Here is a 20,841-nt window from a genome sequence, read left to right on the forward strand (position 1 = left end):
GTCGTTTACTGCGTCTTGTCCGCCAGCAGCTGACCCAGGGTCTGGTCTTTCTCGCGCCAGATCCCGTTCAGCCACTGTTGAAACTCTTGTTGGAACTCGGGGTCATTGAAGTAATCCCCCACCAGATTGCGTTCGATCGGCAGAAAGCGGACCCGAACCTTGATCTCCTTGACCCGGCCGCACATGAAGTCCCAGTAGCTTGGGATGCCGCCCGGATAGGCGATGGTCACATCCACCAGCTTGTGCAGTTGATCCCCCATGGCCGCCAGGGTGAAGGCGATGCCGCCAGCCCTCGGGTGCAGGAGGTGGCGATAGGGTGCGCCCTGTTTGTCGTGCTTGTGGGCGGTGAAGCGGGTGCCCTCCACGAAGTTCATCACACTCACCGGAATGTGGCGGAACTTGGCACAGGCCTTGCGCGTCGTTTCTATGTCTTTTCCCTTCAGATGCGGCTTCTTTTCCAGCAAGCTGCGTGAATATCGCCGCATGAAGGGGAAGTCCAGCGCCCACCAGGCCAGACCGAGAAAAGGTACCCAAATCAGTTCTTTCTTGAGGAAAAACTTCAGGAAGGGAATTTTCTGATTGAAAATCCGCTGCAGTACCAGTATGTCGACCCAGGATTGATGGTTGGCAACCACCATATACCACTCATTCCGGCGCCCTTTGTCCACTCCGACCACCTCGAAAGGGGTTCTGATGATGATTTTCTGGATCAGGTTGTTGAAACCTATCCAGCAGCTGGCACAGCCGTCCAGCAGGGCGTTGCAGAGGGTGCGCCAGCCCTTGAGCGGCAGCAGCAGCTTGACGAGGCCGAGCAGCAGTATGGGGACAAACCAGAAGAGGGTGTTGAGGAAATAGAGCAGGGTCGAGAGGCAGCCGCGCAGCCGCTCTATCAGCTTGTTGTGCATGAATCGGATCCGTTTTCGTGTCTGTGGGTGGCAACCAGGTGGTCAGATCTGTGGCCATAATATCAGCCGATCCGGCGCTAGACCATGAATGCACCGCATTGACGCCGGGATCTCCTCGCCATCATGTCGCGATCACTGGCCGCTGCGCAGCCGTGACAGCAGCCTGTCCATGGCCCTGTAACCGAGCGCCTCGATGAGATGCTCCTTCTCGATGGCGGGGCACCCCGCCAGATCCGCTATGGTGCGCGACACCCGCAGTATGCGGTGCCAGGCGCGGATGCTGAGCCCCAGCTTCTGGATGGCGTTCTCCAGAAATTCGGCGTCTTGCGGCGATAATCGGCAAATATCCTCTATCTCACGACTATCAAGCAGGTTGTTGAGTTTGCCGTTGCGGCTTTGCATGCGCTCTCGCGCTGCCAGTACCCGATCGCGGATCTGCCGGCTAGACTCCCCCCGCTCCGCCTTGCCGGTCAGGCTCCCCTTGGGCAGCAGCGGCACCTCCACCGTCAGATCGAACCGATCGAGGAAGGGGCCCGAGAGCTTGCCGAGGTAGCGCAGTATCTGATCCGGGCTGGAGCGGGTCTGGCCGTCCCCGTAGTGGCCGCAGGGGCTGGGATTCATGGCGCCCACCAGCTGGAAACGGGCGGGGAAGTCCACCTGGCGGGCGGCGCGGCTGATGGTGATGTGGCCCGTCTCCAGCGGCTCTCGCAGGGAGTCTAGCACCTTGCGTTCGAACTCAGGCAACTCGTCGAGAAACAGCACCCCGTTGTGGGCCAGGGAGATTTCCCCTGGCCTCGGGTGGCTGCCGCCCCCCACCAGGGCCACCGCCGAGGCGCTGTGGTGCGGCGTGCGATAGGGCCTGTGATGCCAGTGACCAGCGCGGGGGGTGAGGCCGCCGATGGAGTGGATGGCGGCGGTCTGCTGCGCCTCCTGCTCGCTCAGCGGCGGCAGTATGCCGGGCAATCGGCTCGCCAGCATGCTCTTGCCGGTGCCGGGCGGGCCGATGAACAGCAGGTTGTGGCTGCCGGCGGCGGCGATTTCCAGCGCCCGCTTGGCCTGGGACTGGCCGATCACATCCTGCAGATCCGGCACGTCGGGCAGGACGTCCGTGGTCTGGGGGTCGGGCAGGGGCAGCTCGTACTGACCCGCCAGCCAGGCGGTGACGGCCAGCAGCTGGTGGGCGGTGCGCACCTCGGCATCCTGGATGAGGGAGGCCTCGGGGCCGTTCTCCCGCGGCACCAGCAGGGTGCGCCCCGCGTCGCGGCAGGCAAGCACAGCGGGCAGCACCCCGAGCACGGGCCGGATCTCGCCGGTCAGGGCCAGCTCCCCTAAAAACTCGTGATCGAGCAGGTATTTTGCAGGTATCTGCTTGGAAGCGGCGAGAATGCCGATGGCGATGGCCAGATCGAAACGGCCTCCCTCCTTGGGCAGATCGGCGGGGGCCAGGTTGACCGTGATGTGTTTGGAGGGGAACTCGAAGTTGCCGTTGAGCAGAGCGCTGCGCACCCGATCCCGCGACTCCTTCACCGAGGTTTCCGGCAGGCCCACCATGTTGAAGGCGGGCAGTCCGTTGGATAAATGGACTTCCACCGTGACTTGCGGCGCCGCGATCCCCAGGCTGGCACGGCTATAAACCACAGCTAATGACATAAATCCCGTCCTTGGTTTGATGTATGTGCTGGTTAACCGTTTTTTATTAGTTTTTTGTTCCAGAGAGCAGCTTGCAGATCAGTCAAAATCAGAGTCTTGTCAGGTAAAAAATGCTTGCCCAATAAAAATCACCGTGCTAGTTCTAATAGCCATTCGCGGTGCAAACCGCCCCCATCTCACAGGATTTCCGGTTGTAACTATGAACATGGCCTCCCGTTTCGTCAGCATTATTGTGGTCCTAGTGGTGATTATTATCTCACCGCTCGGGGCTCGTTTAGCTGCACGGAACAAGGGATAGACCCACCACCGGACAGAACGAAACAAGCGACCCCCGAGCCTCACGGCCCGGGGGTTTTTTTTCGACCAAAGGACAGGATTTTCCACATGAACGGCGCGCAGTTTTTGGTACAGGCTCTCAAGAAACAGGGTGTGACCCAGGTGTTTGGTTACCCGGGCGGGGCCATCATGCCGGTCTACGACGCCCTGTATGACGGTGGCCTGGCCCATCAGCTCTGCCGCCACGAGCAGGGTGCCGCCATGGCCGCCGTGGGTTATGCCCGCGCCTCCGGCCAGGTGGGGGTCTGCATCGCCACCTCCGGCCCGGGAGCCACCAACCTGGTGACCGGCCTGGCCGAGGCGCTGCTCGATTCCGTGCCCCTGGTCGCCATCAGCGGTCAGGTGCCCTGCGCCGCCGTGGGCACGGATGCGTTTCAGGAGGTCGACGTGCTCGGCATGTCCCTCTCCTGCACCAAGCACTCCTTCATGGTGACCGATGCCGCCGATCTGGGGCGGGTGCTGGCAGAAGCCTTCGCCATCGCCACCGAGGGGCGTCCGGGTCCTGTGCTGATCGACTTTCCCAAGGATGTGCAGCTGGCCGCCGTGCCGACCCAGAGCCCGCTGTTTGCGGTGGAGGAGCCCGAGCCCCTCAATCCAGCCGAGCTGACCCTGGCCCGCACCCTGCTGGCCGCCGCCGAGCGCCCGGTGCTCTACGTCGGCGGTGGGGTGGGCATGGCCAATGCGGAGCAGCAGTTGCGGGACTTTGCCGCCGCCACCGGCATGCCGGCGGTCACCACCCTCAAGGGGATAGGTGCCCTCGACCCTGACAGCCCCGTCTACCTCGGCATGCTCGGCATGCACGGCACCAAGGCCGCCAACTATGCGGTGCAGCAGTGCGATCTGCTGGTGGTGGTGGGCGCCCGTTTCGATGATCGGGTGACCGGCAAGCTGGAGGAGTTCGCTCCCGAGGCAAGGGTGATCCACCTGGACGTGGATGCCGCCGAGTTCGGCAAGCGCCGCGCCGCCGACGTGGGCATCACCACGGATCTCAAGCGGGTGTTGCCCGCCCTGGCCATGGCGCTGGCGATCGATCCCTGGCGTGAGCACTGCGCCGCCATGGCTCGCGAATATGCCTTCCGCTACGACCACCCCGGCCAGCCTATCTATGCCCCGGCCCTGCTCAAGCAGCTCTCGGCACGGCTGCCGGACACCAGCGTGGTGGCCTGCGACGTGGGTCAGCACCAGATGTGGGTGGCTCAGCACATGCGCTTCACCAGCCCGCGCAATCACCTCTCCAGCGCCGGCCTCGGCACCATGGGCTTCGGTCTGCCCGCCGCCATCGGCGCCAAGATGTCGCGCCCCGATGACGAGGTGGTGCTGGTGAGCGGTGACGGCTCCTTCATGATGAACGTGCAGGAGCTCGGCACCATACGCCGCGCCCAGCTCAAGGTGAAGATGGTGCTGATCGACAATCAACGTCTCGGCATGGTGCGCCAGTGGCAGGAGCTGTTCTTCGACGGCCGCTACAGCGAGACCATCCTCTCCGACAACCCGGATTTCATCGCCCTGGCCGCCGCGTTCGGCATCCCGGGCGAGACCATCACATGCAAGGAGCAGATAGCCGGCGCACTCGACCGCCTGCTGGCGAGCGAGAGCGCCTACCTGCTGCATGTGGCCATTTCAGAGGAAGAAAACGTCTGGCCCCTGGTTCCGCCGGGAGTCGCCAACCACAAGATGATGGAGCAACGCCCATGAAGCAGCACAGCTTTCACCAACACACCCTGCATATCCACGCCCAGCCCAGACCCGAAGTGATGGAGCGGGTGCTGCGGGTGGTGCGTCACCGTGGCTTCGCTCTCTGCGCTCTGAACATGGAGCAGGATTGCCAACAGCTGCGGATCACGGTTACTGTCGAGTCGGAGCGTCCCATCCAGCAGTTGTGGAGCCAGCTGGTCAAGCTGGTGGATGTCTCCCGGGTCGATGCACTGGAACAGCAACCCCGGATCAGCGCTTAAGGAGCCAAGCCAATGTCACAGCCTTCCCAATCCGCCACTCACCCCCAATACATCTGGTTCAACGGCAAGCTGGTGCCCTGGCAGGATGCCCAGGTGCACGTCATGAGCCACGCCCTGCACTACGGCTCCTCGGTGTTCGAGGGAGTGCGCGCCTACGACACCCCCAGGGGGACCTGTATCTTCCGCCTGCAGGAGCACACCCGTCGCCTGTTCGACTCCGCCAGGATCTACTGGATGGACCTGCCCTACAGCGAGGCCGAGGTGAATGATGCCTGCCGCACCGTGGTGCGCGAGAACGGCCTCAAGAGCGGCTACCTGCGCCCGCTGGCCTTTGTCGGCAACGTGGGGCTGGGGCTGCACCCGCCGCTGGATGCCAAGGCAGATCTCATGGTCGCGGCCCTGCCCTGGGGCGCCTATCTGGGGGAGGAGGGGCTGAAGAACGGGGTGGATGTGTGCGTCACCTCCTGGAGCCGGCTTGCGCCGAACACCATACCCACAGGTGCCAAGGCCGGGGGCAACTACCTGTCGTCCCAGCTGATCAGCCGCGAGGCCAAGCGCAACGGCTTCGCCGAGGGGCTGGCGCTGGACGTGAACGGCTACCTGAGCGAAGGGGCGGGGGAGAACCTCTTCCTGGTGAAGAACGGTGTGCTGTTCACCCCGCCCGCCACCGCCGCCATCCTGCCCGGCATCACCCGCGACACCATCATGACGCTCGCTCGTGACTTGGGGTATGAGGTGCGCGAGCAGGCACTGCCGCGCGAAGCGCTCTACGTGGCGGACGAGATCTTCATGACCGGCACGGCGGCCGAGGTGACCCCGGTGCGCTCCGTCGATCGGATGCAGGTGGGCGCTGGCAGCCGTGGCCCCGTGACCGAGCAGTTGCAGAACGCCTTCTTCGGCCTGTTCAACGGCAAGACCGAGGACAAGTGGGGCTGGCTGACGCCGGTCAACGACTGATGAGAGAGGGGAGGCGTCACGCCTCCCCGAGTCGCTTCCGGTGAAGGCTCCCCGTGGTGCCTTCACCAGGATCGATTCCCGATCCGCGAATCACACATTCATGTTGAAAGACAATGCGCCCCAGGGGCATTCAGGGAGTAGAGACAATGCCGAAGTTGAGATCCGCCACCACCACCCACGGACGTAACATGGCCGGGGCCCGCGCCCTCTGGCGTGCCACCGGCATGACAGATCAGGATTTCGGCAAGCCCATCATTGCCGTGGTCAACTCCTTCACCCAGTTCGTGCCCGGTCACGTTCACCTCAAGGATCTGGGCCAGCTGGTGGCCCGGGAGATCGAGGCCGCCGGCGGCGTCGCCAAGGAGTTCAACACAATCGCCGTGGATGACGGCATCGCCATGGGCCACGGCGGCATGCTCTATTCCCTGCCGTCCCGGGAGCTGATCGCCGACTCGGTGGAGTACATGGTCAACGCCCACTGCGCCGACGCCATGGTCTGCATCTCCAACTGCGACAAGATCACCCCGGGGATGCTGATGGCCGCCCTGCGCATCAACATACCGGTGATCTTCGTCTCCGGTGGCCCCATGGAAGCGGGCAAGACCAAGCTCTCCGATCAGATCATCAAGCTGGATCTGGTGGACGCCATGATCCAGGGTGCCGACCCCAAGGTGTCCGATGCCCAGAGCGATCAGATCGAGCGCAGCGCCTGCCCCACCTGCGGCTCCTGCTCCGGCATGTTCACCGCCAACTCCATGAACTGCCTGACCGAGGCGCTGGGTCTCTCCCAGCCGGGCAACGGCTCCCTGCTGGCGACCCATGCCGATCGGGAGCAGCTGTTCAAGCTGGCGGGCCAGCGCATCGTCGCTCTGGCCAATCGCTACTACCAGCAGGATGACGAGAGCGCCCTGCCGCGCAACATCGCCACCAAGGCGGCGTTCGAGAACGCCATGGCCCTGGACATCGCCATGGGTGGCTCCACCAATACGGTGCTGCACCTGCTGGCGGCGGCCCAGGAGGCCGGGGTGGACTTCACCATGGCCGACATCGACCGCATGTCCCGCAAGGTGCCCCAGCTGTGCAAGGTGGCCCCGTCCACCCAGAAGTACCATATGGAAGACGTGCACCGCGCTGGCGGCGTGGTCGCCATCCTGGGCCAGCTGGAGAAGGCCGGTCTGGTGCACGGGGATACCCGCAACGTGCTCGGCACCAGCTTGCACGAGCTGCTGGAGCAGTACGACGTCAGCCGCTGCGACGACAAGGCGGTACACGACTTCTACCGCGCCGGTCCGGCCGGTATTCGCACCACCAAGGCATTCAGCCAGGATTGCCGCTGGCCAGAACTGGATCTGGACCGGGCAGAAGGCTGCATCCGCTCTCTGGACAACGCCTACAGCCTGGAAGGGGGACTGGCGGTGCTCTCCGGCAACCTGGCCCTCGATGGTGCCATCGTCAAGACCGCCGGGGTGGATGACGAGAACCTCTGCTTCCGTGGCCCGGCCCGGGTGTTCGAGAGCCAGGACACGGCGGTCGCCGGCATCCTGGACGGCACTGTGCAGGCAGGCGAGGTGGTGGTGATCCGCTACGAAGGCCCGAAAGGGGGCCCCGGCATGCAGGAGATGCTCTATCCCACCACCTATCTGAAATCCATGGGCCTCGGCAAGGCCTGCGCCCTGATCACAGACGGGCGCTTCTCCGGCGGCACCTCTGGCCTCTCCATCGGTCACGTCTCTCCCGAGGCGGCCTCCGGCGGCACCATAGGGCTGGTGGAGGATGGGGACATCATCAATATCGACATCCCGGCCCGCAGCATGGTGCTGGAGGTGGCTGACAGCGTGCTGGCCACTCGCCGCGTGGCAGCCTCGGCCCGTGGCTGGAAGCCGCTGAACCGTCAGCGCCAGGTCTCCTACGCCCTGCGTGCCTACGCCATGCTCGCCACCAGCGCCGACAAGGGCGCGGTGCGCGACCTTAGCAAGTTGGAGGAGTGATGATGAAAGGAATGACAAATCATGTATGCAAAGTACTGCTCGCCTCCTCCTGTGCCGACAAGGGCGCGGTGCGCGACCTTAGCAAGCTGGGGGAGTGATGATGAAAGGAATGACAAATCATCTATGCAAAGAGCTACTCGCCTCCTCCTGTGCCGACAAGGGCGCGGTACGCGACCTTAGCAAGCTGGAGGAGTAAGACATGGTCTCTGCGGCTGATTATCTACGCAAGGTGTTGCTCTCCCCCGTCTATGAGGCGGCGCGGGTGACACCCTTGCAGACCCTGAAAAAACTCTCCGAGCGACTCGGCAACCAGGTGGCGCTCAAGCGGGAAGACCTGCAGCCGGTGCACTCCTTCAAGCTGCGGGGTGCCTATCACAAGATCGCCACCCTGAGCGCCGAGCAGAAGTCCCATGGCGTGGTGACGGCCTCGGCCGGCAACCATGCCCAGGGTGTCGCGCTGTCGGCGGCCAAGCTCGGCATCAAGGCCATCATAGTGATGCCCAGGACCACGCCGGACATCAAGATAGATGCGGTGCGCCGCCTGGGCGGCAACGTGCTGCTGTTTGGCAACAGCTTCGACGAGGCCTACGGCGAGAGCCGCCGCCTCGCCGAACTGGAGGGCTACACCCTGATACCGCCGTTCGACGACGTCGAGGTGATCGCGGGCCAGGGCACCATAGGCAAGGAGCTGCTGGAGCAGGACACCCACCTCACCCACGTGTTCGTGCCTGTGGGGGGGGGCGGCCTGGCCGCCGGGGTGGCTGTCTACATCAAGCAGCTGCTGCCGGACGTCAAGGTGATCGGGGTGGAAGCCGAGGGCTCCGCCTGCCTCAAGGCCGCCATGGAGGCCGGCGAGCCGGTCAACCTGGAGCGGGTCTCCCTGTTTGCGGACGGGGTGGCGGTCAAGCGCATCGGCGAGGAGACCTTCCGCCTGTGCAACCAGTATCTGGACGAGGTGGTGACCGTCTCCAACGACCAGATCTGCGCGGCGCTGAAAGACATCTTCGATGACTGCCGCGCCATCGCCGAGCCCTCCGGTGCCCTGTCCCTGGCCGGTCTCAAGGCCTACAGCGAGCGGGAACAGGTCAAGGGCGGCCGGATGGCGGCCATATTGTCCGGCGCCAACGTCAACTTCCACAGCCTGCGCTACGTGTCGGAGCGCTGCGAGATAGGCGAGAAGCGCGAGGGCATGCTGGCGGTGACCATCCCCGAGCGCAAGGGGGCCTTCCTCGACTTCTGTCGTCAGCTTGGGCCCCGCATGGTGACCGAGTTCAACTACCGCTACGCGGATGCGGCCCAGGCCTCCCTGTTCGTCTCGGTGCGCCTCACCGGGGGTGACGAGGAGCTCGGCCAGATCCAGCAGCAACTGGAGGAAAACGGCTACCCCGTGGTCAACATGACCGAGAGCGAGCTGGCCAAGAACCACGTGCGCTACATGATTGGCGGCCGCCCGGCCCGGCCCCTCGGTGAGCGTCTCTACAGCTTCAAGTTCCCGGAGCAGCCGGGCGCCCTGATGCGCTTCCTCGAGACCCTGGGTTGCCGCTGGAACATCAGCCTGTTCCACTACCGCAACCACGGCGCCGACTATGGCCGGGTGCTGTGCGCCTTCGAGCTGCCGGACGAGGACGTGGCCGCCTTCCACGACTACCTGCACGAGATTGGCTACGGCTGGAAGGAGGTGAGCGAGGATCCCGCCTACCGCCTGTTCCTGGCGAGCCAGGGCAGTCAGTGACGGCGGCTTGACCATCCCGCCTTGAGATGCAAACGAAGAGCCTGGCTCTTCGTTTTTTTATGAGCGCTCCAGGGGGCGCATCTACCGATAATGTCGCCAATATCACACTCCTGAGTCCCTGGTCGTTTGAGGCTGGTTGCAGATGGGATAATCTGAGTGCGGGGCTTGGGTTCAGGGCCCCGTCAGGGAAGAGAGGCGCAGTCGCGTCATAACAATTCATTGCAGGGGCTCATCCATGAACAGATCTATGCTCGCCGTCTTCGTCGGCGCTCTGATGGCAACGGGGACGGTGCAGGCTGCCGCCCAGGACAACACCTGGTATGTCGGCGGCAAGGCCGGCTGGTCCAATTTTTACGGGGTGGATTACGACGATCAGGTCAAGGAGCTGTTCGATGCCTTTGATCCCGGCCAGGATCACAGCGACCTCGGCCTGGGGGCCTTCGCCGGCTATCAGGTAAACCGGAACGTGGCCGTCGAGCTCGGCTATGACTGGCTCGGCAAGTATCAGGTCGATCAGCGCTTCAGCGGCAACGGGGTGGAGGCAGGACTGGATGGGGAGGCCAAGGCCCAGATGATCCAGGCCACCATGAAGATCGGCTTCCCGGCGACCGAGGCCCTGGATATCTACGGCCGCCTCGGGGGCGCCTACGCCTGGACCGACAGCTCCATCAGTGCCTGGGCCAACGATGGCACCAACAACCTCTCGGCATCGGGCGGGGGCAAGTATCACGGTGCCGCCTTTGTGGGGGCATTGGGCCTCGAATACGCCATCGACAAGGATTGGGCCGCCCGCCTCGAATACCAGTACACCACGCCGCTCGGCAAGGACTCGCTGGATGAATCCGGCATAGAGCTGGACAACGGCCTGCTGTCGGTGGGCATGCTCTATCGCTTCGGTCAGATCGGTGACGAGCCGGTGGCGCCGACGCCGGCTCCCGTGCCTGAGCCGGCTCCCGTGCTGGTGGAGAAGCAGTTCAGCCTGGACTCGGACGTCTTGTTTGAATTCAACAAGGCGACCCTGAAGCCCGAGGCCAGCCAGGCACTGGATAACCTGTTTGCCCAGATCCTGGCGGCCAATCCGAAGGATGGGGTGGCGACGGTGATCGGCCACACCGACCGCATCGGCTCCGATGCGTACAACCAGTCCCTGTCCGAGCAGCGTGCCCGCACTGTGGCCGACTACCTGATTGCCAAGGGGCTGTTTGCCGACAAGGTGCGGGCCGAGGGGCAGGGCGAGTCGTCACCGGTGACGGGGGGCAGCTGCCCGGATGGTGCCAAGGCGCAGATGATCGCCTGTCTGGCCCCGGATCGCCGGGTCGAGGTGCGCCTGACCGGGGTCTCGCAGGTCGCCGAGTAAGCCGGAGCAGCCATGCGGTAAAAACAACGAGGGGGCCTTGGCCCCCTCGTTGTGTTCTGGCTCCCCCCTCATCCCCAACCCTTCTCCCGCGAGGGGAGAAGGGAGCAAACACGCCACGGCGGGTGCGCACTATCGCCAGGCCCGTATTTCACCGCTAAGCGGCGTAGTCAGACACACGATAAGGGAAACACCACTAGCGGCGCGCGATGGCGGTGGTTTAATTCAACTCCGTGGGGTCTATGTCCAGGCTCCAGCGCACCTTCTTGGTCTCCGGCCAGGCGTCCAGCTCCTTCACCGCCCAATCCAGCAGCTGGGCCAACGGCGCCCGGTTCGGCCCCTGCACCAGCAACTGCATGCGAAACTTGCCCGCCTTGCGCTCCATGAAGCCGCTGATGGGCCCGAGCACCTGCACCTGGGGGTAGCGGGCGCTGCGCAGGGTATCGGCGAGACGGGAGAGGAACAGCTGCACCTCGTCCCGGCCGTTGGCCTCGGCCCGGAACAGTCCCTGATAGCTGAAGGGCGGCAGTCCCAGCAGGCGGCGCTCCTTGAGCGCGGTGTCGGCGAAGTGGCCGTAACCGTTCTGGGTCAGATCCTGCAGCAGGGCATGCTCGGGGTGGTGGCTCTGCAGCACCACCAGCCCCGGCTTGCTGGCGCGACCGGCCCGGCCCGCCACCTGGGTGTAGAGCTGGGCCAGCTTCTCGGCGGCGCGAAAATCGGCACTGAACAGGGCGCCATCCACATCCAGCAGGCCGACCAGGGTCACATCCGGGAAGTGGTGGCCCTTGGCCAGCATCTGGGTGCCGATCAGGATCTTGTACTTGCCCGCCTTGATGTCGCCGAGATGAGTCTCCAGCTCCCCCTTGCGGCGGGTGTTGTCCCGATCGATACGCACCACAGGGTATTGGGGGAAAACCGTGGTGAGCAGCTGTTCCAGCTGCTCGGTGCCCACTCCCGAGCCGATCAGCTCGTGGCTGCCGCACTCGGGGCAGTGGTGGGGCAGGGGGCGCACGCTGTCACAGTGGTGGCAGTGCAACCGTCGCCCGGCCTGATGCCAGGTGTACCAGGCATCGCACCGCTCGCAGGCGGCGCTCCAGCCGCACTGGTGGCAGATGAGGGCAGGGGCATAGCCGCGCCGGTTGAGAAACAGCATCACCTGGTTGCCCGCCACCAGATGCTCTGCCATCAGCTGCTCCAGCTGGGGGGAGAGCCCGGCCTGCAGCCGCACGCTCTTGATGTCCAGGATCACCTGGCGGGCGGTCTGGGCGTTACCGGCGCGCCGCGTCAGGCTGAGGTGGTGATACTTGCCGCTGCGGGCGTTGTGCAACGTCTCCAGCGACGGGGTGGCGGAGCCGAGCAGGATGGGGATGCCGGCGCGATGGGCCCGCATCACCGCGAGATCCCGCGCGTGGTAGCGAAAACCGTCCTGCTGCTTGAAGGAGCCGTCGTGCTCCTCGTCGATGATGATGATGCCGAGGTTCTTGAACGGGGTGAACACGGCGGAGCGGGTGCCGATCAGGATGGCGGCGCCACCGTCCCGGCAGGCGAGCCAGGCATCGAGCCGCTCTCTGTCGTTCATGGCGGAGTTCATTGCCACCACGGGCACCTTGAAGCGACGGCGGAAGCGGTTGATGGTCTGGGGGGTGAGGCCTATTTCCGGCACCATCACCAGGGCCTGCTTGCCCGCCTTGAGCAGGGGCTCGAGGATGCTCAGGTAAACCTCGGTCTTGCCGGAGCCCGTGATGCCGTCCAGCAGGAAGGCGCCGAACTTGTCGCTCTGGCTGGTGACGGCGGCCACCGCCAGGGCCTGCTCGCCGTTGAGGCGCAGCCCTTCCCCCGCGTCAAAATGGGTGGCCCAGTCGCCGTCGTGGCTCGGCTCCAGGCTGCGCTTCTCCAGCAGTCCTTTCTTCTCCAGCGCGGTGAGGGCCGCACTTTGGATCTCCTCCTGCTTGAGTGCCGACGGCGTCTGCGGCCCCTTGCGCAACAGGGCGAGGGCCTGTTGCTGCTTGGCCGCCCGCTTGAGCTCGTTGAGGTCGAGCGCCATGCCTGCCTCGGTGGCAAACCAGAACTCCAGCTCCCGATAGGCGGCGGGCTCCCCCTTGCGCACCAGCACCGGCAGGGCGTGAGGCAGCACTTCCCCCAGCGGATGCTGGTAGTAGCTGGCGCTCCAGGCCATCAGCGCCAGTATGTCGGGCCCGAGCACGGGAGCCGTGTCGAGAACCCGCTTCAAGGGCTTCAATTTGGCGCGGGGCACCTGACTCTCGGTCGGGTGATCCACCACCAGACCGACCAGGGTCTGGGGGCCGAACGGGATCTCGACCCGGCAGCCGGGGGCAGGTAAAGGCAGGGGAGAAAGATAGTCGAAGTGACGGCGCAAGGGCACCGGGACAGCGACACGAACCAGATCAAGCGTTTGCGATGAATCCACCAAAAGGTTGCCTATTTTTTCTGCGAAGCCACTTGCCTGAACTCAGGCATTTCCTATATTATTCGCAACCTTTGAAACTGTGTTCAACAATCGTGTGGTGTCCGACAAGAGATCGGATGGCGACACGGCCTATCAATTGAGGTTGTCCATGAAAGCTGGTATCCATCCTGACTACGTAGCCATCACCGCCAAGTGCTCTTGCGGTAACGTCATCAACACTTTCTCTACCCTGGGTAAAGATCTGAACCTGGACGTGTGCTCCGAGTGCCACCCGTTCTATACCGGCAAGCAGAAAGAAGTTTCTAGCGGCGGCCGCGTAGACAAGTTCAACAAGCGTTTCGGTGCGATGACCACCAAGAAGTAATCTTGCTTCTGAAGAATTCTGAAAAAGGCGCCCATCGGGCGCCTTTTTTGCTTGTGGGCGTTCTGTAATGCGGCGCTTTGCCCTATGGTGGTGCGAGTCCATGGGGGATGAGGAGTGTCGGAATGCGAAACTGTCTGGTGATGGGTGCGGCGGGTTACATAGGTTCCTACCTGGTGCCTCATCTGCAAGGGCTGGGTTACAGGGTGATCGCCGGTGCGCGCCGTCCCTGCCGCCTGCCGGAGGGGGTGGAGTTTCGTCTCGCCGACAGCCTCAAGCCCATCACCCTGCTGCCGGCCCTGGCCGGGGTGGATACCGTCTTCTATCTGGTGCATGCCATGGGGGCAGGCGCCGGTTTTCACCGGCTGGAGCAGCAGGGGGTGAAGAACTTCGCCGCCGCCGCCCGCGCCGCCGGGGTGCGCCGCATCATCTATCTGGGGGCCATACAGCCGATCCCCTGCAACAGTCGCCACCTCAACTCCCGTCGCCACTGCGGCGAGCTGTTTCGGGACGCGGGCGTGCCCACGGTGGAGCTGCGGGCCGGCATCATCATAGGGCCGGGCTCGGCCGCCTTCGAGGTGATGCGGGATCTGGTGTTCAACCTGCCCATGATGGTGACGCCCAAGTGGGTGCGCTCCCGCACGCCGCCGATTGCGCTCTCCAACCTGCTGCACTATCTGGGCGGCCTGGTGGAGGCGCCAGGGGTGGATGGCCGCATCTTCAACGCGGCGGGCCCCGAGCTGCTCAGCTACCAGCAGCAGTTGCAGAAGTTCGCCGCCCACATCGGCAAGCGTTGCCCCATCATCCCCATCCCCTTCCTGAGCCCCCGGCTCTCCGCCTGGTGGCTGCAGTTTGCCACCTCTGTGCCCCAACCCATCGCCAAGGCGCTGGTGGGCGGCCTCAAGCACGACATCCCGGCCGACGATGGCCCCTTGCGCGCCCTGCTGCCCCAGCACCTGCTCAGCTTCGACGAGGCGCTGACGGAGAGCCTGGCGCTGGAGCAGACACTCGGCGCCGAGCAGCAGGGGGAGGAGACGCCGCTCGGCCTGCGCTGGCGCCATCCCGAGTACGGCTTCTACGACCGCACCGCCAGCGGGGAGGCCGAGTGCCTCGCCTCCCCCGAGGTGGTGTGGCAGGTGCTGCAGCAGCTGGGGGGCGAGCAGCGCTACTTCTACATGAATGAGCTGTGGGTGGTGCGCGAATGGATGGATCACCTGATAGGGGGGCCGGCCCTCACCCGGGGCCGCACCAATCCGGATCGCTTCGTGAAGGGGGACATGCTGGACTCCTGGCAGATCCTCGGGGTGGACGAGGGGCGCAGGCTGGATCTGCTGTTCAACATGAAGGCCCCCGGCGTCGGGCGGCTGGAGTTCAACATCCAGCCCCAGGAGTCCGGCCTGACCCGGCTGCGGGTGACCGCCCACTGGCACCCCCAGGGAGCCTGGGGGCTGGCCTACTGGCTCGCCATGCTGCCCTTCCACCTCTTCATCTTCCAGGGGATGACGGAGGCCATCGCCCGCCAGGCGGAGGCGAGGGCCGGTATTCCCGTGATGGACTGAAAGCGGATCTATAACTAAATGGGTATCTTTGCGTGGCGGGAGATGCTGCTGAGTCGGCTATCAGTGGGATTTGGCGATATTTTCTGCTGTGAAAGCCCGGTGGTTTTCTTTATGATCCCGAGCCCTCGCCACAGGCGAGCCAATGCACCACTCACTCACTTCCGTATCGGGGTCCCCCATGTCCGATCTGCGTCACGATCTTCGTCAACAAGCGCTCGATTACCACGCCCAGCCCATTCCCGGCAAGATAGCCATCGCCCTCACCAAACCCGCAGAGACCGCCCGAGATCTGGCCCTGGCCTACAGTCCGGGTGTCGCCGAGCCGGTGCGCGAGATCGCCGCCAACCCGGCCGATGCCTACCGTTACACCGGCAAGGGCAACCTGGTGGCCGTCATCTCCAATGGCACCGCCATCCTGGGGCTGGGCAATCTGGGGCCGCTGGCCTCCAAGCCGGTGATGGAGGGGAAGGCCCTGCTGTTCAAGCGCTTTGCCGGCATCGACGCCATCGACATCGAGGTGAAGCACGAGACCAGCCAGCAGTTCATCGACACTGTCGCCGCCATCGCCGACACCTTCGGTGGCATCAACCTGGAAGACATCAAGGCTCCCGAGTGCTTCGAGATAGAGCAGGCGCTGATCGAGCGCTGCGACATCCCGGTGTTCCACGATGATCAGCACGGCACCGCCATCGTCACCGCCGCCGGTCTGCTCAACGCGCTGGAAGTGCAGGGCAAGCGCATCGAACAGAGCCGCATCGTCTGCATGGGCGCCGGTGCCGCCGCCACCGCCTGCATGGACCTGCTGATCAAGTGCGGCGCCGCGCCACAGAACATCTTCATGCTGGACCGTCAGGGGGTGATCCACAGCGGTCGCACCGATCTCAACCAGTACAAGCAGCGCTTCGCCAACGACACCCCCCTGCGCACCCTGATGGAGGTGATCGACGGGGCGGACGTGTTTGTCGGCGTCTCGGGCCCGGACGTGCTGCCTGCCGAGGCGGTGGCCCTGATGGCCCCCAATCCGGTGATCTTCGCCTGCTCCAACCCGGATCCCGAGATCAAGCCGGCCCTGGCGCACTCGGTGCGCAGCGATCTCATCATGGGCACGGGTCGTTCCGACTACCCGAACCAGATCAACAACGTCATCTGCTTCCCCTTCATCTTCCGCGGTGCCCTGGACGCGCGCGCCAGCCGCATCAACGATGCCATGAAGGTCGCGGCGGTGGAGGCCATTCGCGGCCTGGTCAAGGAGCCGGTCCCGGCCGAGGTGCTGACCGCCGCCGGGGTGAGTGCGCTCACCTTCGGCAAGGAGTACGTCATTCCCAAGCCGATGGATGCCCGTCTGCTGCCCCGCGTGGCTCGCGCCGTGGCGCTGGCGGCGGTGGCCTCCGGCGTGGCACGCGTAGCGCTGCCGGCAAATTACATGCAAGATTGAGCCGCCTGAGCACGACAAAAGGGGCCCCATGATGGGGCCCCTTTTCATTGGGAGCTTGTGCGCCTGTTACTTGGTCTTGGGGGCCACTTTCACGGCCGGTGCGGCATGGGTCGCCTTGTGATGCTTTTTCACCACCTTGGTCTGGGTCGCGTGGGGCGCGGCAGCCTTGGTCGGGGTGGCAGCCATGGTGAAGCCGGAGGTCAGGGCGAAGACAGCAGCCAGGCTCAGGGGGATCAGCTTTTTCATATTCCAGTTCCTCGTTCGGTTTGATGACATGGAGCGGCTCTCCATGACGTCATCCTAGGGCTGCAGGGCCTGCACTTCAGTGAGGGACTGGTGACGGTTTGTATCCAAATGTACGGGCAGCCTGAGGCAGAAGCGGGCTCCCGTCTCGGCGGGCAGCAACTGCACCTCGCCGCCGTGGTGACGCGCTATGCTGCGCACTATGGCGAGACCCAAGCCGGTGCCGCCGGTGCGCCTGTCCCGGCTCTGATCCAGCCGCACGAAGGGCTCGAAGATCTGGGGCGCCAGCGCCGGATCTATGCCGGGGCCGTCGTCGGCCACCTCCAGCAGATAGTGATCCTGCTGCCGACTCATGGCGAGGCTCACCCGGCTGGTGGCGTGGCGCAGGGCGTTGCCGATGAGATTCTCCAGCGCCCTGTCCAGCAGGCGGATGTCGCCGCGCCAGGGCAGGGGATGGGCGGGCAGCTGGAGGGCGAGTCGTCTGTCCGGGCGCAGCGCCTGCCAGTCCGGGAGTCGCTCCCCGGCCCAACTGCCCAGCTCGAGATCGCTGCACTGCAGCGGCAGCTCTGGGCGATCCAGCCTGGCGTAGGTGAGCATCTCCTCGATGAGGGCGTCCAGGGCGCCGAGATCCCGCTCCAGCCCCTGCTGCTCCTCGGGCGAGGGAGGCTCGGCCAGCATGGCGAGCCGGTAGCGCAGCCGCACCAGGGGGGTGCGCAGCTCGTGGGCGATGGCGTCGGTCAGCTGCTTGCGGCTGGCCAGCATGGCCTGCAACTGCTCGGCCATCTGATCGAAGGTGCGACCGACCCGGCCCAGGCTGCTGCCGGGGGGCAGGCCGGTGCGGCAGGAGAGATCCCCGTCACCGACCCGGCGGGCCGTCTGCTCCAGCCGTTGCAGGCCGTGCCAGTGGGGGCGCAGCCAGAGCAGAATGGGCAGGCCGAGGGAGAGGCCGATGAGCAACAGCAGGCCCACGTCCACCCAGTGCAGCTCGTGCAGGTAGGAGAGATAGGGGACAGGGCCGACGATCAGCACCTGATCGGTGCCCGGGATGCGCTGCTGGAAGGTGTCATCCTCCTCGACGATGACGATGTTGCCCGCCTCGAGGAAGGCCTGATCCTCCCTGGCCAGGGGCTGGTTGGCGAGGGCGCCGAGTTGCAGCGGCAGGTTGAGCTGGTGGCTCTGCTCCCCCATGCGGGCGGGCCAGCGCGCGGGGGGCAGCCGGGCCAGCTCGCCGGTGAGCAGCCCCAGGGAGCCCTGCATCATGTGCTCCAGATAGCGGTCTCCCGCCCGTTCGGCACTGACCTGATAGACCAGGCCGATGAGCAGGATGGCGAGGCCGAAGCAGCCGATCAGCAGCAGGTAGAACTGGATAAACAGGCGTCGCATGGAGGCTCTCCTCTTGCCTGGATTGCGTCTTGGCGTTGTTTTGTTGTCCCCTCATCCCCAACCCTTCTCCCGCAAGGGGAGAAGGGAGCGAAGAGCATCAAGGTCATTCGGTAACAACTCATTCCCAAGCCTGGGGCACCAGCAGACCAGAAGATAATCCTTCTGGCGCAACGTCTTGATCCGGGTCGGGTTGTTGCCGTCATCCCCGGGCTTCTGGTGTGCAGGGGTGTGAGGCACCAGCTCATTCCCAAGCCTGGGGTACCAGCAGACCAGAAGATAATCCTTCTGGCGCACCGTCTTGCTCCGGGTCGGATTGTTGCCGTCATCCCCGGGCTTCTGGTGTGCAGGGGTGTGAGGCACCAGCTCATTCCCAGGCCTGGGGCACCAGCAGATAACCCTTCTGGCGCACCGTCTTGATCCGGGTCGGGTTGTTGCTGTCATCCCCCAGCCGGCGGCGCAGGCGGGAGATGGCCACATCCATGCTGCGGTCCTGGCCGTCGTAGTCGCGGCCCCGCAGGCTGCGAAACAGCGCCTCCCGCCCCAGGATCTGGCCGGCGTGGCAGGCCAGCTCCCACAGGAGGTCGAAATCGGCGGTGGAGAGGGGGACGCTGTTGCCGTCGAGGCGCACGTCCCGGCCCGGGCCGTCGATCCGCAGGCGGCCGAATTGCAGGCGCTGGGGGGGCACGCTGAGGGCGGCCGGTTGCGGCGCCTGCCCCTGCTGGCGGAACTGGACCCGCAGCCGGGCCAGCAGCACCGGGGGCGGCGTGGTCTTGAGGATGTAGTCGTTGGCACCCAGCTCCAGGCTGAGGATCTGGTTCATGTCGCTGTCCAGCGAGGTGAGCATGACGATGGGGCCGGCAAAGCGCGGGCGCAGATCCCGGCACAGGGAGAGGCCGTCCTGCCCGGGCAGCATGATGTCGAGCAGCACCAGATCGGGCTGTTCGGCCTCCACCCTGGCGAGTGCCAGATCCCCCCGGGTTTCCAGCAGCACTTCGATGTCGTGGCGGCCGAGCCAGCTGCTGATGAGCTGGCCTATGTCGGGATCATCTTCAACAAACAGAACGCGTGGCATGATGGCGTGGCCCCCGGCGATGGCGCGAATGCGCGTGTCGCCAGCATAACGGCTGCGCCAGCGCTCTGCATCGGGATAACTAATCACAACAGGGCCCGCGGGCCCTGTTGTGATTCTGCCTGTCGAGCGGGGATCGGTGTCTCCCCTGCGGCATCAGCCCGCCTTGCGCTTCAGGTAGACCCCGGCTTCCATATGGTGGGTCCAGGGGGAAGTGGCTCGGACAGGGCGAAGCGGTCTCCCCGGCGGCATCAGCTCGCTTTGCGTTTGAGATAGACCCCGGCTTCCATATGGTGGGTCCAGGGGGAAGTGGCTCGTACAGGGCGAAGCGGTCTCCCCGGCGGCATCAGCTCGCTTTGCGCTTGAGATAGACCCCGGCTTCCATATGGTGGGTCCATGGGAACTGGTCGAACAGGGCGAAGCGTGCGATCTCGTGGGTCTCGCCGAGGACCGCCATGTTGGCCTGCAGGGTCTCGGGGTTGCAGGAGATGTAGAGGATGTTGTCGTACTCCTGCACCAGCCGGACTGTGGCGTCGTCGAGACCGGCCCGGGGCGGGTCGACGAAGATGGTGTTGCACTGGTAGGCGCCCAGATCGACCCCCTTGAGGCGGTTGAACTCCCGCTCGCCGCGCATCGCCATGGTGAACTCCTCCGCCGACATGCGCAGTATGATCAGGTTGTCGACGCCGTTGGCGGCGATGTTGTACTGGGCGGAGTCCACGCTCGGCTTGGCGATCTCGGTGGCCAGCACCTTGCGGAAGTTCTGGGCCAGGGCGATGGAGAAGTTGCCGTTGCCGCAGTAGAGCTCCAGCAGGTCACCCTCGCTGCCGCGGGTCACATCCAGCGCCCAGCCCAGCATCTGCTCGTTGATGGCGGCGTTGGGCTGGGTGAAGCTGTTCTCCACCTGCTTGTAGACCAGCTCGCGCCCCTGCACCTTGAGCCGCTCGATGACGAACTCCTCCCCCAGGCAGATCTTCTGCTTGTGGGCGCGGCCAATCAGTTGCAGATCGAACCCCTGGGCCCGCAGATCGGCTTGCAGTGCCGCTGCGGCCTGCTGCCACTCCGCCTCCAGCTTGCGATGGTAGAGCAGGCTGACGCAGAGCTGGCCGGACTGGGTGGAGAGGTAGTCTATCTGGAACAGCTTGCGGCGCAGCACAGGGTGCGGGCGCAGTCCTGCCAGCAGCACCGGCATCAGCCGGTTGATGAGCAGGCTGGCGGTGGGGAAGCTGTCGACCCGGATGATCTCCTTGGTGGCCTGGGCATACATGCAGTGGAAGAGGTCATCCCCCTCGTGCCAGATGCGGAACTCGGCGCGCATCCGGTAGTGCTCGGCGGGGGAGGCATGGACCTCAAGCGCGGGCGGATTGAAGTCGGCGAACAGCTCGGTGAGGCGATCGCGCTTCTCGTCGAGCTGGGCCTGGTAGTCGGCGGGGGTCCGCTGGGATTGGGTCATAGATACCTCAGATGCACACCGGCAGGGCCGGGC

General features: G+C 64.9%; 16 protein-coding genes. 9 read left to right on the forward strand and 7 right to left on the reverse strand.

The features are described from left to right. Nucleotides 1-5: 5 nt before the first annotated feature. Both AAHB08_RS10190 and AAHB08_RS10195 read right to left on the reverse strand, forming a co-directional pair. Entirely contained in the window at nt 6-905 is a 900-nt protein-coding gene (locus AAHB08_RS10190; RefSeq protein ID WP_265435079.1) for an acyltransferase, read from the reverse strand. A gap of 132 nt (nt 906-1,037) precedes the next feature. Next, nucleotides 1,038-2,555 carry a YifB family Mg chelatase-like AAA ATPase gene (locus AAHB08_RS10195; RefSeq protein WP_342058854.1) on the reverse strand — a complete coding sequence of 506 codons (1,518 nt, stop codon included), beginning with the start codon at nt 2,553-2,555 and terminating at the stop codon, nt 1,038-1,040. Nucleotides 2,556-2,939: 384 nt separating this feature from the next. Here AAHB08_RS10195 and ilvG point away from each other — a divergent pair, with 384 nt between their 5' ends. The 6 genes from ilvG (at nt 2,940) to ompA (ending at nt 10,880) form a co-directional block, all read left to right on the forward strand. Next, nucleotides 2,940-4,586, forward strand: coding sequence for an acetolactate synthase 2 catalytic subunit (ilvG, locus tag AAHB08_RS10200; protein WP_342058855.1), 1,647 nt, complete (start codon nt 2,940-2,942; stop codon nt 4,584-4,586). Continuing rightward, a complete protein-coding gene (ilvM, locus tag AAHB08_RS10205; RefSeq protein WP_139438078.1) occupies nt 4,583-4,846 on the forward strand; it encodes an acetolactate synthase 2 small subunit in 264 nt (87 codons plus the stop codon). The genes ilvG and ilvM overlap by 4 nt, the downstream gene beginning before the upstream one ends. A gap of 12 nt (nt 4,847-4,858) precedes the next feature. Next, nucleotides 4,859-5,803, forward strand: coding sequence for a branched-chain amino acid transaminase (locus tag AAHB08_RS10210; protein WP_342058856.1), 945 nt, complete (start codon nt 4,859-4,861; stop codon nt 5,801-5,803). Nucleotides 5,804-5,949: 146 nt separating this feature from the next. Beyond that, nucleotides 5,950-7,791, forward strand: coding sequence for a dihydroxy-acid dehydratase (gene ilvD / locus AAHB08_RS10215; protein WP_342058857.1), 1,842 nt, complete (start codon nt 5,950-5,952; stop codon nt 7,789-7,791). A 199-nt stretch (nt 7,792-7,990) separates the two neighbouring features. Further along, the gene (gene ilvA, locus AAHB08_RS10220) at nt 7,991-9,523 is read left to right on the forward strand and encodes a threonine ammonia-lyase, biosynthetic (protein WP_342058858.1); all 1,533 of its coding nucleotides are present in this window, start codon (nt 7,991-7,993) and stop codon (nt 9,521-9,523) included. Between the two features lie 235 nt (nt 9,524-9,758). Continuing rightward, nucleotides 9,759-10,880, forward strand: coding sequence for a porin OmpA (ompA, locus tag AAHB08_RS10225; RefSeq protein ID WP_342058859.1), 1,122 nt, complete (start codon nt 9,759-9,761; stop codon nt 10,878-10,880). A 217-nt stretch (nt 10,881-11,097) separates the two neighbouring features. Here ompA and priA read toward each other — a convergent pair whose 3' ends face one another. After that, a complete protein-coding gene (gene priA, locus AAHB08_RS10230; protein WP_342058860.1) occupies nt 11,098-13,305 on the reverse strand; it encodes a primosomal protein N' in 2,208 nt (735 codons plus the stop codon). Between the two features lie 148 nt (nt 13,306-13,453). Here priA and rpmE point away from each other — a divergent pair, with 148 nt between their 5' ends. The 3 genes from rpmE (at nt 13,454) to AAHB08_RS10245 (ending at nt 16,660) form a co-directional block, all read left to right on the forward strand. Then, nucleotides 13,454-13,669 (forward strand): 50S ribosomal protein L31, encoded by a 216-nt coding sequence (gene rpmE, locus AAHB08_RS10235; protein ID WP_016352348.1) that lies wholly within the window; start codon nt 13,454-13,456, stop codon nt 13,667-13,669. A gap of 122 nt (nt 13,670-13,791) precedes the next feature. Continuing rightward, on the forward strand, nt 13,792-15,225 hold the full coding sequence (locus AAHB08_RS10240; RefSeq protein WP_342058861.1) for a DUF2867 domain-containing protein: 1,434 nt from the start codon (nt 13,792-13,794) through the stop codon (nt 15,223-15,225). Between the two features lie 178 nt (nt 15,226-15,403). Next, a complete protein-coding gene (locus AAHB08_RS10245; protein ID WP_342058862.1) occupies nt 15,404-16,660 on the forward strand; it encodes a malic enzyme-like NAD(P)-binding protein in 1,257 nt (418 codons plus the stop codon). 66 nt (nt 16,661-16,726) lie between these two features. On the opposite strand, the gene AAHB08_RS10250 is transcribed toward AAHB08_RS10245, so the two are convergent. The 4 genes from AAHB08_RS10250 to trmA form a co-directional block, all read right to left on the reverse strand. Then, nucleotides 16,727-16,906 (reverse strand): hypothetical protein, encoded by a 180-nt coding sequence (locus AAHB08_RS10250; RefSeq protein WP_042649209.1) that lies wholly within the window; start codon nt 16,904-16,906, stop codon nt 16,727-16,729. Nucleotides 16,907-16,960: 54 nt separating this feature from the next. Beyond that, nucleotides 16,961-18,286, reverse strand: coding sequence for a two-component system sensor histidine kinase RstB (rstB, locus tag AAHB08_RS10255; RefSeq protein WP_342058863.1), 1,326 nt, complete (start codon nt 18,284-18,286; stop codon nt 16,961-16,963). A gap of 364 nt (nt 18,287-18,650) precedes the next feature. Next, on the reverse strand, nt 18,651-19,358 hold the full coding sequence (gene rstA / locus AAHB08_RS10260) for a two-component system response regulator RstA (RefSeq protein ID WP_342058909.1): 708 nt from the start codon (nt 19,356-19,358) through the stop codon (nt 18,651-18,653). A 343-nt stretch (nt 19,359-19,701) separates the two neighbouring features. Continuing rightward, the gene (gene trmA / locus AAHB08_RS10265; protein WP_342058864.1) at nt 19,702-20,808 is read right to left on the reverse strand and encodes a tRNA (uridine(54)-C5)-methyltransferase TrmA; all 1,107 of its coding nucleotides are present in this window, start codon (nt 20,806-20,808) and stop codon (nt 19,702-19,704) included. Nucleotides 20,809-20,841 lie beyond the last annotated feature (33 nt).

Origin of the sequence: Aeromonas sp. OTU364 (genome assembly GCF_038440395.1) — a bacterium.
Taxonomy (GTDB): Bacteria; Pseudomonadota; Gammaproteobacteria; order Enterobacterales; family Aeromonadaceae; genus Aeromonas.

Excerpts from the sequence above, each read along its gene's own strand:
- AAHB08_RS10190 (WP_265435079.1), bottom strand. The coding sequence starts at position 905 with ATGCACAACAAGCTGATAGAGCGGCTGCGCGGCTGCCTCTCGACCCTG.
- AAHB08_RS10195 (WP_342058854.1), bottom strand. The coding sequence starts at position 2,555 with ATGTCATTAGCTGTGGTTTATAGCCGTGCCAGCCTGGGGATCGCGGCG.
- ilvG (WP_342058855.1), top strand. The coding sequence starts at position 2,940 with ATGAACGGCGCGCAGTTTTTGGTACAGGCTCTCAAGAAACAGGGTGTG.
- ilvM (WP_139438078.1), top strand. The coding sequence starts at position 4,583 with ATGAAGCAGCACAGCTTTCACCAACACACCCTGCATATCCACGCCCAG.
- AAHB08_RS10210 (WP_342058856.1), top strand. The coding sequence starts at position 4,859 with ATGTCACAGCCTTCCCAATCCGCCACTCACCCCCAATACATCTGGTTC.
- ilvD (WP_342058857.1), top strand. The coding sequence starts at position 5,950 with ATGCCGAAGTTGAGATCCGCCACCACCACCCACGGACGTAACATGGCC.
- ilvA (WP_342058858.1), top strand. The coding sequence starts at position 7,991 with ATGGTCTCTGCGGCTGATTATCTACGCAAGGTGTTGCTCTCCCCCGTC.
- ompA (WP_342058859.1), top strand. The coding sequence starts at position 9,759 with ATGAACAGATCTATGCTCGCCGTCTTCGTCGGCGCTCTGATGGCAACG.
- rpmE (WP_016352348.1), top strand. The coding sequence starts at position 13,454 with ATGAAAGCTGGTATCCATCCTGACTACGTAGCCATCACCGCCAAGTGC.
- AAHB08_RS10240 (WP_342058861.1), top strand. The coding sequence starts at position 13,792 with ATGCGAAACTGTCTGGTGATGGGTGCGGCGGGTTACATAGGTTCCTAC.
- AAHB08_RS10245 (WP_342058862.1), top strand. The coding sequence starts at position 15,404 with ATGTCCGATCTGCGTCACGATCTTCGTCAACAAGCGCTCGATTACCAC.
- AAHB08_RS10250 (WP_042649209.1), bottom strand. The coding sequence starts at position 16,906 with ATGAAAAAGCTGATCCCCCTGAGCCTGGCTGCTGTCTTCGCCCTGACC.
- rstB (WP_342058863.1), bottom strand. The coding sequence starts at position 18,286 with ATGCGACGCCTGTTTATCCAGTTCTACCTGCTGCTGATCGGCTGCTTC.
- rstA (WP_342058909.1), bottom strand. The coding sequence starts at position 19,358 with ATGCCACGCGTTCTGTTTGTTGAAGATGATCCCGACATAGGCCAGCTC.
- trmA (WP_342058864.1), bottom strand. The coding sequence starts at position 20,808 with ATGACCCAATCCCAGCGGACCCCCGCCGACTACCAGGCCCAGCTCGAC.